Below are 14,113 nucleotides of genomic sequence, written 5' to 3' on the forward strand. Positions count from 1 at the left end.
AAATATGATGTTAAATAGAGTATTAGTAACAGGCGGAAATAAAGGGATAGGTTTAGAAGTAGTGAAAAAATTTTTAGAAGTTGATTTTGAAGTTATAGCTGTTGCTAGAGATTTTTCAAATTTTCCATTAAAAGATAATCCAAAAGTAAGAACAATAGAATATGATTTATCAAATATGGATGGTCTTAAAGATTTAGCAAAAGAGGTTGGAGAGATTGATGTTTTAGTTAACAATGCAGGTTATATGCAACCAAAATATACATATGATAACTATCCATTAGAGGCCAAAGAGCATATTATGAATGTAGACCTTTATGCACCAGTTGAACTTATGACACTATTTAGTGAAGGGATGAAAAAAAGAGGTTATGGAAAGATTGTAAACACTGCTTCAATTGCAGGTCAAATTGGTCACCCAGATATTTGGTATGGAATAGCAAAAGCAGGGCTTATAAATGCTACTAAAATATTTGCAAAACTATTAGGAAGCCATGGAATTGTAGTAAACTGTATTGCTCCAAGTCCTGTTGAAACTGATATGCAAAAAGATAATTCCGAAGAGAGAAAAGCTGAATTTAAAAAAGCAGTTCCAAGTGGTAGATTTGCTGAGCCTGATGAAGCAGCTGAAGTTATTTTTTGGTTAGGTACCGATTGTCCTGAATATGTAAATGGTACAACTGTCGATTTTAATAATGCTTCATATGTAAGATAAAAGAGTGTAGATTTTAAATCTACACTTTTCTAATTTAATATTTCAAATTTACCATTTACGCCTATTATTTCATACTTAAAGCCGTATCCATAATCTACATTAGTGTTTATTGTTCCTATCACTTTTACTTTATCACCAATAGTCACTTTTTCATCTTCATTAGGAGATCTGAATATTACAGCATCTTTACCATTATATATTTTTACCCAGGTGTTACCCATAACTTTATTTGAAACTTGAAGTACATTTCCTTGGATTTCAACATTTTTATTTTTATATTTCTCTTTTTGTGTATAAAGATTAGAGATAGTAGTTTTTATCGGTTTACTATTTGATATTATAAGATCATCATTAAATGTTGGATTTGGTTTTAATTGATTATCTTGTTTTTTCCTTATCATCTTACCATGTATGTTGTGAATATCATTTGAACCAGATATAGCTTTTTTAGGTATTTGAGCAAATAAAATCTTATCAAATGTTTTGTTTAATGCTTTACTTTTAAAATTTTTCATCCAAACTTGTTCATGTATAGTGATAGTTTGACCAATTTTTATATTTGATTTTGTTATTGCTACCCAATAATTATCCTTCTTTTCTTTTACTTTTATATAAGTATAAACGCCAGCATTTTTGGTTTCTAAAACTTTTACAGTATGTGGTTCATTTAGTGCGAACAAATAATTTGTAAAAAATAAAGTTGTTAAACAGCTAAGAATTGTTTTTTTTAACATAATATGCCTTTATATGAATGTTTATTCATAATAATAGCAATATAATTGAGAAAAGAAATTAACCTAGGTCAATTTTTTATTTAAGTCTTAATTTAGAACAGATGTTCTAAAATTAGAACAAATGTTCTAAAAAGGTTATTTTTTGAAGACAACAAAAGAAAAAATACTTGAAACGTCACTTAATCTTTTTAATGAAAAAGGTTGTATAAATACTTCTACAAGGCATATTGCAAGTGCATTAAATATTAGTGTTGGAAATCTTTATTATTATTTTAAAAATAAAGAAGTGATACTTATAGAGATATTTTTACAATATATAGAAAATATTTTCTCTCAAATAGAAAAACAAAATTTCCAAAAAGATGAGATATTTTTGTTAAAAGATTTTTTGATTAATTGTTTAGAAGCAGATACAAAATATAGATTTTTGCACCAAGAGTTAAATTTACTAATGATAACTTTCCCGAAGTTTAAAGAGGTTATGCAAATTGAGTTGAAAAAAGAGATTGAGCTAATTTCAAAACTTGTTCAACACCAAATCAAATTTGGTTATATCAAAAACATGAGTGAAGATAAGATACTGTTTTTTGTATCAAACTCTTGGATTATAGCTACAAATAGTTATTCTTTTTGGGATTTGTTAGATAAAGACAAAAGTGACAATGGGAAAAAAGGTACAGCAAATTTATACTATTTTATAAAACCTTATTTGACACAAAAAAGTTTAGATGATGAACAAATTAAAGAGATTGAAATTGTATTAGGGAGTAAATAATGATTAAAAAAATATTAATTGTTACTTTTTTATCAAGTCTTTTATTAAACATATTAAATGCAAAAGAATACAAAATAAGGCTTGTCTTAGATGATAACTCAAGTGGGTTTATAAAAGATATTAAAGAGGAAACAAAAACACTTTTTAATCTAGAAGATGAAATAAATTATCAAATAATTAAATGTAAAACAACAAATTGTATAGATAAAGAGAATCGTATATATTTAATTAAAAGTGAAAATAAAAATAAAAAAATAAAAAATAGTTATATAGTAAGTTATAATGATTTTTTTTCAAAATTAGACAAACAAAAAATAGTAAGAGCAACGGCATTAAGTATTTTTGAGTTTTTAAAAGAGAAAAAAAGTTCATCAATACATATAGAAAATAAAAAAAATAAAAAATTAGTTTTAACAAAAAAGGATGTTAAACTACTAAATTTAGATGATGTTTACTCTAATCTTATAAAAAACAACTTTTCTATAAAACAAAATTACAATAATACTTTATTAAGTTCACTTGATATTGAATCTGCAAAATCAAACTATAAACCTCAGGTTGAATTTTTTTCAAATGTTATTCAAATAGATTCTGATAGAGCAGAGTATAGTAGTGGACAATATTCTGAGGGTACAGTTGATATGGGAGTGAAACTTACACAGTTAATATATTCAAATAGTGTAATAAAAAATATTGAGATAAAAAAACTATTAGATAAATCAGTAGAAAATCAAATAAAAGCTTCAAATGATGAAATACTTTATAGAATAGTCCTAACCTACTTAGATATTACAAGAGCAAAAAATAGTATAGATATTATCAATACAAATCAACAATTTATAAAAGAGAATTTAGAGTTTGCAAAAGAGCAATTTGATATTGGAGTTGCTGACAAAAGTGATGTTTTTAGATGGGAAAGTGAACTTGCTGATGTTAGTATGAAGTTGACAACAGCTCAAAATAGCTTAAAATTATTAAAAACAGAATTGGCAAATACAATTTTAATAAATAAGGATTATATTCTTAAAAAATATGATTTAGACTCTGAAGTTTTTAGAATTTTTAATAATGATGCAATAAAAGTATTAGATAATTCAAAAGTACAAAATTTGTTATCAGAAGAGATTGTACTCACTCACCCAAATTTAAAATATATAAAGAGACTAATAGAGGCAAAAAAAGAGGAAAAATCAATAAATGAAGCTTCAAGATACTCTCCAAAAATAGCATTTGAAGCCCAAGCAAGAAAAATAGTAGATAGGTATGGTCAAGCAGAAAATTTCCAAAGACCTTGGGATGATGAAGAGTATCAAGCAGTTTTAAATCTAACTATACCTATTTACGAAGGTGGAAAAAAAAGTGTTGATATACAAAAAAATGAGTTAGAATTGATAAATTTAAAATTAAAATATGAAGAAACAAAAAACCTGATAAATAAAAATATTAAACAAAATATTGATGCTTTAGATAGTTCTTTCAAAAAACTATTTTATGCAAAAAAATCTATGAAATTCACAAAAAAGAACTATCAATCTGTATTAGATAAATATAAAAAAGGTGAAGTAAATATTATTACACTCTTAGATGCACAAAACACATATACAATATCAAGATTAAACAAAAATATTTCAGAAATTGAATATTTGAGTAATCTATCATCAATATATTATTTCACAGGAAATATTGATGTATTAGTAGATAAAAACAAAAAAAATAATTTAGAGAAAAAAATATTAAAGGCTATAGATGAAAAATAAAATTTTACTTACAGTAGCTTGTCTTGCATTAACTTTTAGTGCTTGTTCAAAAAAAGATGATGATTCACAAAATATAGAAAATGTAAAAAGTGTATTTGTCACAAAACCTATAGCAACAGATAAAAATGAGTATAGAGTTTTTAATGCAGTAGCAACTGCAAAAGAGCAGATAAAATTGAGTTTTAAAGTCCAAGGAAATCTAAAAGATTTTGATATTGAAGTTGGTGATGAATTAAAAAGAGGTGAGGTATTTACATCTTTAGATAAAGAACCTTACAAGATAAAGGTTTCCCAAGCAATGTTTTCATTAAAAGAAGCAAAAGCTAGTTTGAAACTTGCAAAAAGTAGTTACGAAAGAACAAAAAAACTATATATAAATCAAAATGCAAGTGCAAGTGATATTGATAATGCTAAAGCAGCTTATGATTCAGCTCTTGCAAAAGTAGAAAATATTTCGAAGCAATTAGAATATGCAAGGCTTCAACTCTCTTATACTGATTTGAAAGCACCAATTAATGGTTATATAACTACAAAGTATGTAAATGAAAATGAGAATATAAATGCTGGTACACCTATAATATTATTAGGGAATAAAGTAGTCGATGAGGTTCATTTAAAAGTACCGGAAACTTTAATTAATAGAGTTCTAAAAGATGAAAAAGTTGTATTAAAATTTGATTCTTTGACAAATGAAGAGTTTAATGGAAAGATAAAAGAGGTTTCAAAAAGTACATCTACTAATGAAAAGAATTATTTAGTGATTATCAAAATCTTAAATAGTTCAGAAAAAATAAAAGCAGGTATGTCAGCTAGTGTATATTTTAGTTTTAAAAATCTTGATAAAGATAAACTTTTAATCCCCTCAAACTCAGTTCTAAATGACAAAAAAGGTTTTTTTGTTTATGTGATAAAAAAAGAAAATAATAAAAGTATTATAAAAAGAGTTGATATAAAAGTTGGGAAACTTACTGAATTTGGTTATGAAGTTACTGAAGGCTTAAGTATTGATGACTTGGTTTTAAAAGCTGGAATGAGTGAGGTTTTTGAAAATATGCATGTTAAGATAGGTAATAAAAAAGATTTAGGTAAATAAGATGAATATCACTAAATTTGCTTTGAAAAATGATAAGGTTACTATAGTTTTTACACTATGTATATTTATTTATGGGCTTATATCTTTTCTTGATTTACCTAGGGCAAAAGACCCAGGTTTTATTATAAGAACAGCGACAGTAGTTACATATTTCCCTGGAGCAAGTGCAAAAAGAGTAGAGCAGTTAGTAACTGATAAGTTAGAAAAAGAGATACAGCAAATGGCTGAAATAGATTTTATTAGTTCTACTTCCAAAAATGGTGTCTCAATTATTTTTGTTAATATCTTAGAAAAATACAAAAAAATGAGACCTATTTGGGATGATTTGAGAAGAAAAGTTGAAACAGGTGCACGATCTTTACCTCGTGGTACTTCTACACCAATTGTTAATGATGAGTTTGGAGATGTTTATGGAACAATAATCTCTGTAACAAGTGATGGATTAGATTATGATGAGTTAGAAGATATAGCAAATGATACTAGGGATATTTTTCTAAGACTTGATGATGTAGCAAAAATAAATTTAATAGGTGTTCAAGAAGAGGTTGTTTATGTAGAGTTTGATAATTCAAAACTTGCAAAATTAAACCTTAGTGCTAGTTATTTAAAATCAATTTTAGAAAATAAAAATATAGTTATCTCAGGTGGACATATAAAGTTAAATAAAAACAGATTATCAATAGAACCAACTGGTAATTATGAAAATATTGAACAAATAAAAAATACAATTATTCCTTTAAAAAATGGTGAAAAACTTTTTTTAAGAGATATTGCAGATGTGATAAAGTCTTATAAAACACCAAGTGATATGATTGTAAAAAAAGATTCAGAACCAACTGTTCTTATAGCTATTTCTATGAAAGATGATGGCGATATCATAAGAATGGGTGAGCAAATAACACAAAAAATGCATGAGATTCAAAGTAAACTACCGCTTGGTGTAAAACTTGATAGATTGTTTAATGAACCAAAAATTGTTGGACGGATAATAGATAATTTTGTATCAAATCTTTTGCAAGCGATAGTTTTAGTAATAATTATTATGCTATTTACCTTAGGTATGAGAACAGGTTTAATTGTTGCATTTTTAATCCCTATGTCAATCTTAATGTCTTTTATTATTATGTCAATGTTTAATATTTGGCTTGACCAAGTCTCATTGGCTGCTTTAATTATCTCATTGGGACTTTTAGTTGATAGTGCTATTGTAATGAGTGAATCAATTATGGTATTAAGGCAAAATGGAAAAGATGTTGTGGAGGCTTCACTTCAAAGTGCAAAAGAGTTAAAGATTCCATTATTGACATCTGCATTGACAACATCTGCTGCATTTTTACCAATATTTTTAGCAAAGTCGACAACCGGAGAATATACAAATTCCATATTTAAAGTTGTAACCATTACATTATTATCATCTTGGGTTTTAGCATTAACATTAACACCAGTTTTAAGTAAATATTTTATGAAAAAAGAACCAAAAGAGGATAGAAAAACTAAATTTTTTGAAATTTATAAAAATTCAATAATTATAGCTTTAAAATATAAAAAAACTGTCTTGCTTTTAACTTTTCTTATATTTCTAGGTGCAATTAAATTATTAGATTTTATACCAAAAAAATTCTTCCCACCTTCAAGTGAAAATACTTTTACAGTTGAGATAACTTTACCTGTAGGAACAGCAATTGAAACAACAACAAAAGATGTAAGTGTAATTGAAAAATTTATAAAACAAAAATATATGGGTGAAAAAAATCAAAACAAAGTTGAGAATTTTGTAACTTTTATAGGTGAAAGTGCACCAAGATTTTGGCTTTCTTATGACCAGAAACTTTCTAGTGTGGAGTATAGTACTATTTTAGTAAATATAAAAGAGTTTAAAGATATGCATGAGATTAGAACTTCAATTGAAAATTTTGCCAAAAATAGTTTTCCTGATATGCAAGTTATTACAAAAGCTTTATCCATGGGTCCACCCGTTAAAAAACCTATAGAGATTAGAGTTAGTGGAAAAGATATTGATAAACTTTTTGAAATGAGCTCAAAAATAAAACAAGAATTAGCCAAAATTGATGGGGTAAAAAATATTGTAGATGATTGGGGCTTGAGAAATAAAAAACTTGTCGTTCAAATAGATGAAGACAAGGCTTTAAAAGAGGGAATCTCTAATATGGATATTGCCTTATCTTTACAGACAAGTCAAAGTGGATATCAAGTAGCAACATATAGAAAAGATGATACTCTTATTCCTATAATGTTAAGGTCTAAGCATAATAGTAGAGATGATTTGCAAAGATTAAGAACATTAAATGTTTATTCTCAATCTACAGGTAGAAATGTACCTTTATCACAAGTTGCAGATATAAAAGTGGTATATGAAGAATCAGTTATATTAAGAAGAGATAGATTAAAAACAGTGATTGTTGGAGCCGAGGTTCAAGCAGGATATAATGCACTTGCTATTAATGAACAGATTCAGCCTTTTATGGATGAGTTTTCAAAGTCTTTTGAGTTGGGTTATTATTATACTTATGGTGGAGAATATGAAGCTTCTGGAAAAGCTAATAAGTCAATTGTTGTTAATCTTCCAATAGCATTTATGGCTATACTTTTATTGATGGTTATGCAATTTAATTCTGTAAAAAAACCAATAATCATCTTGACAACAATACCTTTAGGTATTATTGGAGTTAGTATTGGTCTTTTTGTTATGAACTCTTATTTTGGTTTTATGACTCTACTTGGAATAATCTCTTTAAGTGGGATTGTTATTAATAATGCGATAGTTTTATTAGAAAAGATTAAAATAGAACAAGAAGAAAACAACTTTAGTCATTATGATGCTATTATTGAAGCTAGTTTAAATAGGTATAGACCAATTATGCTTACTACAATGACAACTGTTTTAGGCCTTGTTCCTTTATGGTATAGTGGAGGAGTTATGTGGGAGCCTATGGCTATCTCTATTATTTTTGGATTAATGATTTCAACAATGTTTACTTTGATTTTCATCCCAACATTTTATGCAACAATATTTAAAGTGAAAAAAGAGAATAGCTAAGCTATTTTCTTTTTTTTAGTATTTTTATATTATTTAAAATTTTTACTGCAAAAATTGTTAATGCTGTACCAATTATAATTGAGATTGTAATCTCTTCTTTTAAAAATATTGAACTTAAAATTATGGCTGCAAAAGGAACAAAGAAGATAAAACTACTAACTTCTCTTGCTCCAAGTTTTTCTATTCCCAGAAAATATATTGTATTAGCAAATGTAGAAGCTATTATTGTTAATACAAATATATTTATATAAAAATATTTGTCAAATTTTGTGTAATCAATTTCACTTATATCTACAAAAAATATTATATTTAACAATGAAGTTACAAGGTATAAATAAAAGGTAAATACAATAGGAGATATTTTTGTTGATTTCGAACTAAGTATAGTTACTATAGGCCAAAAGATTGAAGCTAAAATAAAATACATATTATGAATAGTAAATATTTCATCTATATTAAAACTCCATACATTTAACATAGTCATAACTCCAATTGCACCAATAAATAATGCAAATGCATCTTTCCTTTCTATTTTTTTACTTCCAAATATTGCTAAAATCAAAAATGTATTAATAGGTATTAATGTAGTTACAAAGGCTCCACCTAAACTTGCTGTTCCATATTTAGTTCCCAAAAAGAAATATTTCATATAGGAGATAAAAACAATAGCTGTAACTATTACTAAAAGTAAACTTTTTAAATCAATTCTAAAAGATTTTCTCAGTAGCAAAATGATAGGTATCATTGTAATTGCAGTTATAAAAAATCTTAAAAACATTGTTTCAAATTCGTTTATATATGAACTTAAAACCTTTACATTTACCCAAGATGCTCCCCAGCCTATCATAGCAAGGAATAATAAGAAATAAAATATATTTTTATTTGATTCTGTCATAAAAACTCTTTTTATTTTAAATATAACAAAGAAGTAGTTTTTTGTATAGAACAAAATTGCTATTGTTTGGTTTTGAAAATATTTTTATTTAAAGTACTAGGTGAATATCCATAAACTCTTTTAAAACTTCTATTAAAATGGGATTGGTCACTAAAACCAGTATGGTATGCTATCTCATTTAGATTAATCCCTTTTGAAATAAGCTCTTTACCTTTTTCAACTCTTTTTATAAGTATATATTGATGGGGTGTTAAGCCAGTTGTATTTTTAAAAGTTCTTAAAAAATGGTATTTACTAAGATTAGAGATTTGTGCTAAATCATCAAGTGTAATATTTGACTCTAAAGAATCTTGTATAAATTCAACTGAGTTTTTTATAATAGGTTTCTTATTAAATACTGGTTCATAAACTTTTGTTTTATGGGTATAGTTTTTTATTAGATATGAAAGTGCAGTTATAAGACTTGTTTCTGTTTCCATTTTATTACTATTTGAATAGGTATTGATAAAAAATTGTCTTAATAGATTACATAAAACAACATCATCAATAGTATGTTTAGTAAAAATAGGGCTTTTCTTTTCATAGAAAATTTGTTCATATATTTGACTTATTAGTTCTATACTTGGATAGAAATTTGTGTATTTCCATGAATTTGAATCTCCACCATGAACCTCTCCTGGATTAATTACTTTTGTTGAATTTTTATATAAATAAAATGTTTTTTTCCCATGTAAGGATTTAAATTTTCCATCATGGGTTATCCCTATAGTATATGTATCATGAAAGTGTTTTGTAAATTGATCATTTGTATTTTTTACATGCTCAAAGATTGTTTTATCAAAGGTTTGAAGTTTATTCATAAGATATTATATCTAAAATAAAAATATAAAAATAGAACAAAATTGCTCTATTTTTATGCTTTTTTAACTCTAAGTAGAAGAACAACACCAATTAGTGCTGCTATAAATGAAGCTGCAAATACTGCTAATTTAACAGCAGCAATAATACTTTCATCAACAAAGGCTAAGTGGGTGATGAAAATTGACATTGTAAAACCAATTCCAGCAATAAAACCTACAGCTAAGATTTCACTCCATGATAATTCATCGGGTTTTTTTACAATACCAAATTTTGAGGCAAGATAAGTTAGTCCTAAAATACCAACAGGTTTTCCTATAACAAGTCCTAAAACTACACCTAAAACAATCATAAGGTTTTCATTTATTCCTGAAAAGTCTATAAGTACCCCTGCATTTGAAAAAGCAAAAAGTGGCATAATAAAAAATGCAGATAGTCCATGAAGATTATGTTCTAATCTTATTAAAGGGTTTTGTACTTTATCATAGTTATATCCAATATTTTCCAATGAATCTATTTGATGGTGGTTGATAATTGGAATATCATCAATATGTGCTTCAAAATCATCTAAATCTTTTCTTGATTCTGAGATAAATTTTTTTTCATCAATTTTAGAATTAATAGGAATAGCAAAAGCTAAAAGAACACCTGCAATAGTTGCATGGATACCAATTGCATGGATATATATCCATAATCCAATACCTAATATTAAATAGGGAGTTAATTTTTTAACACCTTTAATATTTAATCCCCAAATTAAAGCATAAATAATTCCTGCATGTAGAAAATATTCTGCATGAATCTCATTTGTATAAACAGTAGCTACTACAAGTACAGCACCTAAATCATCCACAACAGCAAGAGCTACTAGAAATAGCTTTAATGCTGGATTAACTTTTGTACCCATTAGCATCAAAATACCAAGTGCAAAAGCAATATCTGTTGCCATAGGTATTCCAAATCCATAAGGATTATCTGTATTAAATCCTACATAAATTAAAGCAGGAATTAACATCCCACCTATAGCTGCAACAATGGGAAATGCTGCTTTTGAAACAGAAGAGAGTTCACCTATTAACATCTCCCTTTTTATCTCAAGTCCAACCATTAAGAAAAATAAAGCCATAAGCCCATCATCAATCCAATAAGTTAAACTCATAGAGATTTCATGACCACCAAGATTTATTCCTAGTGGAAGATGCCAAAGGTCATAATACTCTTGACCCAAACTTGAGTTTGCAACAATTACAGCAGCAACAGTTGCAATAAAAAGTATGATACCACTTAGGGCTTCTTTATTTATAAATTTTTCTAAAGTTATTAACTTTTGAATCACTTTTGATTCTCCTGCTTGTTTAAACATTTAGGGCAAATTCCTTTTATAATAATATTATCGATTTCATATCCTTTTAAATCAATATCAATTTTTTCATGTATACATTCTATTTTTGAACATTCATTACAAATAAAATGGGAATGTTTTGTTTTTGCTATTTCATAATATCTTTTTTTGTCATTTGATTCAAAGGAACTAATTATAGATTCTTCTTCAAACTTTATTATATTTCTATAAAAAGTTGCTTTATCCATACTAAGATTGTTTTTAATATCTTCATAACATAAAGGTTTTTTTGAAGAGATTAAAATCTCCAGTATTGCTTTTCTAGCTGAGGTAAGTTTTATTGTTTTTGATATGTTTTCTAAGTTCATAAAATATTATATCTTTATATTTTTAAAAAAAAGTTTTATTCATTTTTTGTTTATTCGCAATTCAGTTGCATTAAAGTTTTTATAGATTAAAATTCCAAAAATGCAACTTGATTGCAAAAAGGATAGAAATGAAATTAATATTATTTATGTTGTTAAGTTTAAGTAGTTTAGTTCTTGCAAAAGAAGTAACAGTATCTATACTTCCTCAAAAATACTTTGTAGATAAAATTGCAAAGGGTAAAGTAGATGTAAATGTGATGGTTAAACCAGGTGCAAGTCCAGCAACTTATGAACCAAAAACATCACAAATGAAACTTTTATCTAAGTCTATTGCATATTTTTCTATTGGAGTACCATTTGAAAAAGTATGGTTAGAAAAATTTGAAAGTGCAAATAAAAATATGCTTATGGTAGATACTTCAGAAGGTATTAAAAAACTTCCAATTGCTGCACATGAGCATCATGAAGATGAAGATCATGCAGATGAGCATCACGACCATGAAGAGCATGCTGATGAAAACCATGAACATGAAGAACATGCTGATGAAAACCATGATCACGAAGAACATGCAGATGAAAACCATGAACATGAAGAGCATGCAGATGAACATGGACATGAACATTCTGGTTTAGATCCACATATCTGGCTTGAACCAAACTTAGTTAAAATTCAAGCAAAAAACATTTATAATGCCTTAGTAAAAGTTGATTCAGAAAATAAAGAATTTTACAAAAATAACTTAGACAAGTTCTTAGTTGAATTAGATACATTAGATAAAAAAATTGAATCAATTTTGGAAGATTATAAAGATAAAGCATTTATGGTTTTTCACCCATCTTGGGGATATTTTTCAAAAAGATATGATTTAGAACAAATCTCAATTGAAATTGAAGGAAAAGAGCCTAAGCCTGCACAACTTGTAGAATTGGTAAAAGAAGCAAAAATTCATGATATAAAAATAGTTTTTGTAGCTCCTCAATTTTCTCAAAAAGGTGCTAAAACTATATCTAAGAGTATTAATGGTAATGTTGCTACAATCAATCCCTTAGCTGAAAAATGGGATGAAAATTTAATAAAAGTAGCTGAAGAAATTGCAAAATCGTATAAATAAATATCTATTTATTATCTTAATATTTACGCACACTCTTTACGGGTGTGCACTTTGTACAATATATTCCCCCGAAACAAGAGTTGCCGTAACTTTAAAAACAACACAAACAAAAATAAAAGAGGCTAAAATACTTTGGGTTTTAACCAAAGAGTTTACTCAACAATTAGAGACTGTTTATGATGTCAATCAGAACAATTATTTAGATAAAGATGAATTGATACCTGTTGAGCAATCTTTATTAGACTATATTATTCCTAAAAATTATTTGACACATATCTCTTATGATAAAGTTATAAATAAAGATAAATCAAGGCCAGTTGAAGTAAAAGAGTATAAAACTTTTATAAAAAATTCACTTTTACATTTTGAATATACAATTGAGTTAAATTATGATGTAATTAAAGATAACATTTTATTTATAAATGTAAATGATGACGAAAACTATTTTATTTTATTAATGGCAAAAAATAGTTTAAAAATTGATTCGCCTATTGAAATTGATAAAGAAGTAAATAAACAAAGTGTTGCTTTTTATATCTCATCTTCTGCTCCTGTAAAAGTTGTTGATGAAGAGGAAAATACTGTTACACCAGCTATAGAAGAGACAGGCAAAACATTAGAAAAAGAAAAAAAAGAAGAAACTTTACTTTCTAAATACACAAAAAAACTAAAAGAGTATTTGATTAAAATAGATAAAGGTGACGATTTTGCTTTATTTACATTACTTCTAATCTCATTTTTATATGGAATAATTCATGCTTTAGGTCCAGGACATGGAAAATCTCTTGCTTTTTCATATTTCGTTTCAAATAAAAGTTCATATACAAAAGCATTTTTTATTTCACAAGCAAGTGCTTTTATTCATATAATTGGTGCATTAATTTTAGTTGTAGTTTCTGTTTTTATTTTAGAATCTATTTTAAATAATTTTGTAAATGATTCTGTAGAGATTTTAACTAGAGTCTCTGCTATACTTATTATGATATTAGCTATGTATATTTTATATAATAAATTTAATAACAAATCTTGTTCTTGCAGTTCTTGTTGCTCTTCGAACACATCTTCAACTTGGAGTACACAAGTACCAAAAAATACTACAAAACTAAAACCAAATTTTATGAAAAAAGATTTATATTTTGTATTAACTGCTGGATTAATTCCTTGTCCAGGTACAGTAATATTATTTATCTATGCATTTATATTAAAAACATATTTTGCTGTACTTTTAGCTTCAATATTTATAAGTCTTGGTATGGGAATTGTAATATTTATCTCTTCATTTTTAGGTGTAAGTTTACAAAAAGTTTCATCGAAATCCCACAGTATAACAAATTTTTTAGAGATTGCATCACCTGTTATTATGTTTGTTTTAGGAATGTTATTATTTTTAAATGCTTCAATTATTTAAG

The 14,113-nt window shown here is 26.6% G+C and carries 12 protein-coding genes; 7 read left to right on the plus strand and 5 right to left on the minus strand.

All coding sequences use genetic code 11. The features are described 5' to 3' along the window. The first annotated feature begins 7 nt into the window (after nucleotides 1–7). Complete coding sequence (locus ACKU4C_RS03390; protein WP_321314445.1) at nucleotides 8–712, plus strand: SDR family oxidoreductase; 705 nt, start codon at nucleotides 8–10, stop codon at nucleotides 710–712. Nucleotides 713–741: 29 nt separating this feature from the next. Here ACKU4C_RS03390 and ACKU4C_RS03395 read toward each other — a convergent pair whose 3' ends face one another. Further along, the gene (locus ACKU4C_RS03395; protein WP_321314446.1) at nucleotides 742–1,446 is read right to left on the minus strand and encodes a hypothetical protein; all 705 of its coding nucleotides are present in this window, start codon (nucleotides 1,444–1,446) and stop codon (nucleotides 742–744) included. A gap of 142 nt (nucleotides 1,447–1,588) precedes the next feature. On the opposite strand from ACKU4C_RS03395, the gene ACKU4C_RS03400 reads away from it, so the two are divergent. From ACKU4C_RS03400 to ACKU4C_RS03415, 4 genes are read left to right on the plus strand one after another with little or no spacing between them, the layout of a single operon-like run. Further along, nucleotides 1,589–2,221: a TetR/AcrR family transcriptional regulator gene (locus ACKU4C_RS03400; protein WP_321314447.1), complete on the plus strand. Its 633-nt coding sequence runs from the start codon at nucleotides 1,589–1,591 to the stop codon at nucleotides 2,219–2,221. Then, nucleotides 2,221–3,978, plus strand: coding sequence for a TolC family protein (locus tag ACKU4C_RS03405; RefSeq protein ID WP_321314448.1), 1,758 nt, complete (start codon nucleotides 2,221–2,223; stop codon nucleotides 3,976–3,978). The genes ACKU4C_RS03400 and ACKU4C_RS03405 overlap by 1 nt, the downstream gene beginning before the upstream one ends. Continuing rightward, nucleotides 3,968–5,071, plus strand: coding sequence for an efflux RND transporter periplasmic adaptor subunit (locus ACKU4C_RS03410; RefSeq protein WP_321314449.1), 1,104 nt, complete (start codon nucleotides 3,968–3,970; stop codon nucleotides 5,069–5,071). The genes ACKU4C_RS03405 and ACKU4C_RS03410 overlap by 11 nt, the downstream gene beginning before the upstream one ends. Nucleotide 5,072: 1 nt before the next feature. Beyond that, nucleotides 5,073–8,129 carry an efflux RND transporter permease subunit gene (locus ACKU4C_RS03415; protein WP_321314450.1) on the plus strand — a complete coding sequence of 1,019 codons (3,057 nt, stop codon included), beginning with the start codon at nucleotides 5,073–5,075 and terminating at the stop codon, nucleotides 8,127–8,129. Between the two features lies 1 nt (nucleotide 8,130). Here the strand turns inward: ACKU4C_RS03415 and ACKU4C_RS03420 are convergent, their stop codons facing one another. The 4 genes from ACKU4C_RS03420 to ACKU4C_RS03435 are packed head-to-tail and all read right to left on the minus strand — an operon-like array spanning nucleotide 8,131 to nucleotide 11,592. Continuing rightward, nucleotides 8,131–9,024, minus strand: coding sequence for a DMT family transporter (locus tag ACKU4C_RS03420; RefSeq protein ID WP_321314451.1), 894 nt, complete (start codon nucleotides 9,022–9,024; stop codon nucleotides 8,131–8,133). 59 nt (nucleotides 9,025–9,083) lie between these two features. Next, nucleotides 9,084–9,884 carry an AraC family transcriptional regulator gene (locus tag ACKU4C_RS03425; protein ID WP_321314452.1) on the minus strand — a complete coding sequence of 267 codons (801 nt, stop codon included), beginning with the start codon at nucleotides 9,882–9,884 and terminating at the stop codon, nucleotides 9,084–9,086. A gap of 53 nt (nucleotides 9,885–9,937) precedes the next feature. Further along, nucleotides 9,938–11,218 carry a Na+/H+ antiporter NhaA gene (nhaA, locus tag ACKU4C_RS03430; RefSeq protein ID WP_321315911.1) on the minus strand — a complete coding sequence of 427 codons (1,281 nt, stop codon included), beginning with the start codon at nucleotides 11,216–11,218 and terminating at the stop codon, nucleotides 9,938–9,940. Then, on the minus strand, nucleotides 11,215–11,592 hold the full coding sequence (locus ACKU4C_RS03435) for a transcriptional repressor (protein ID WP_321314453.1): 378 nt from the start codon (nucleotides 11,590–11,592) through the stop codon (nucleotides 11,215–11,217). The genes nhaA and ACKU4C_RS03435 overlap by 4 nt, the downstream gene beginning before the upstream one ends. Nucleotides 11,593–11,720: 128 nt before the next feature. On the opposite strand from ACKU4C_RS03435, the gene ACKU4C_RS03440 reads away from it, so the two are divergent. Together ACKU4C_RS03440 and ACKU4C_RS03445 are read left to right on the plus strand one after the other, a co-directional pair. Further along, nucleotides 11,721–12,704, plus strand: coding sequence for a metal ABC transporter solute-binding protein, Zn/Mn family (locus tag ACKU4C_RS03440; protein WP_321314454.1), 984 nt, complete (start codon nucleotides 11,721–11,723; stop codon nucleotides 12,702–12,704). Beyond that, nucleotides 12,685–14,112 carry a hypothetical protein gene (locus ACKU4C_RS03445; protein ID WP_321314455.1) on the plus strand — a complete coding sequence of 476 codons (1,428 nt, stop codon included), beginning with the start codon at nucleotides 12,685–12,687 and terminating at the stop codon, nucleotides 14,110–14,112. Before ACKU4C_RS03440 ends, ACKU4C_RS03445 begins: the two co-directional genes overlap by 20 nt. Nucleotide 14,113 lies beyond the last annotated feature (1 nt).

It is taken from the genome of Halarcobacter sp. (assembly GCF_963676935.1).
GTDB lineage: Bacteria > Campylobacterota > Campylobacteria > Campylobacterales > Arcobacteraceae > Halarcobacter.

Bases quoted from the DNA above. Each gene is read 5' to 3' on its own strand.
- ACKU4C_RS03390 (WP_321314445.1), top strand. From the start codon at position 8: ATGTTAAATAGAGTATTAGTAACAGGCGGAAATAAAGGGATAGGTTTA.
- ACKU4C_RS03395 (WP_321314446.1), bottom strand. From the start codon at position 1,446: ATGTTAAAAAAAACAATTCTTAGCTGTTTAACAACTTTATTTTTTACA.
- ACKU4C_RS03405 (WP_321314448.1), top strand. From the start codon at position 2,221: ATGATTAAAAAAATATTAATTGTTACTTTTTTATCAAGTCTTTTATTA.
- ACKU4C_RS03410 (WP_321314449.1), top strand. From the start codon at position 3,968: ATGAAAAATAAAATTTTACTTACAGTAGCTTGTCTTGCATTAACTTTT.
- ACKU4C_RS03415 (WP_321314450.1), top strand. From the start codon at position 5,073: ATGAATATCACTAAATTTGCTTTGAAAAATGATAAGGTTACTATAGTT.
- ACKU4C_RS03420 (WP_321314451.1), bottom strand. From the start codon at position 9,024: ATGACAGAATCAAATAAAAATATATTTTATTTCTTATTATTCCTTGCT.
- ACKU4C_RS03425 (WP_321314452.1), bottom strand. From the start codon at position 9,884: ATGAATAAACTTCAAACCTTTGATAAAACAATCTTTGAGCATGTAAAA.
- ACKU4C_RS03435 (WP_321314453.1), bottom strand. From the start codon at position 11,592: ATGAACTTAGAAAACATATCAAAAACAATAAAACTTACCTCAGCTAGA.
- ACKU4C_RS03440 (WP_321314454.1), top strand. From the start codon at position 11,721: ATGAAATTAATATTATTTATGTTGTTAAGTTTAAGTAGTTTAGTTCTT.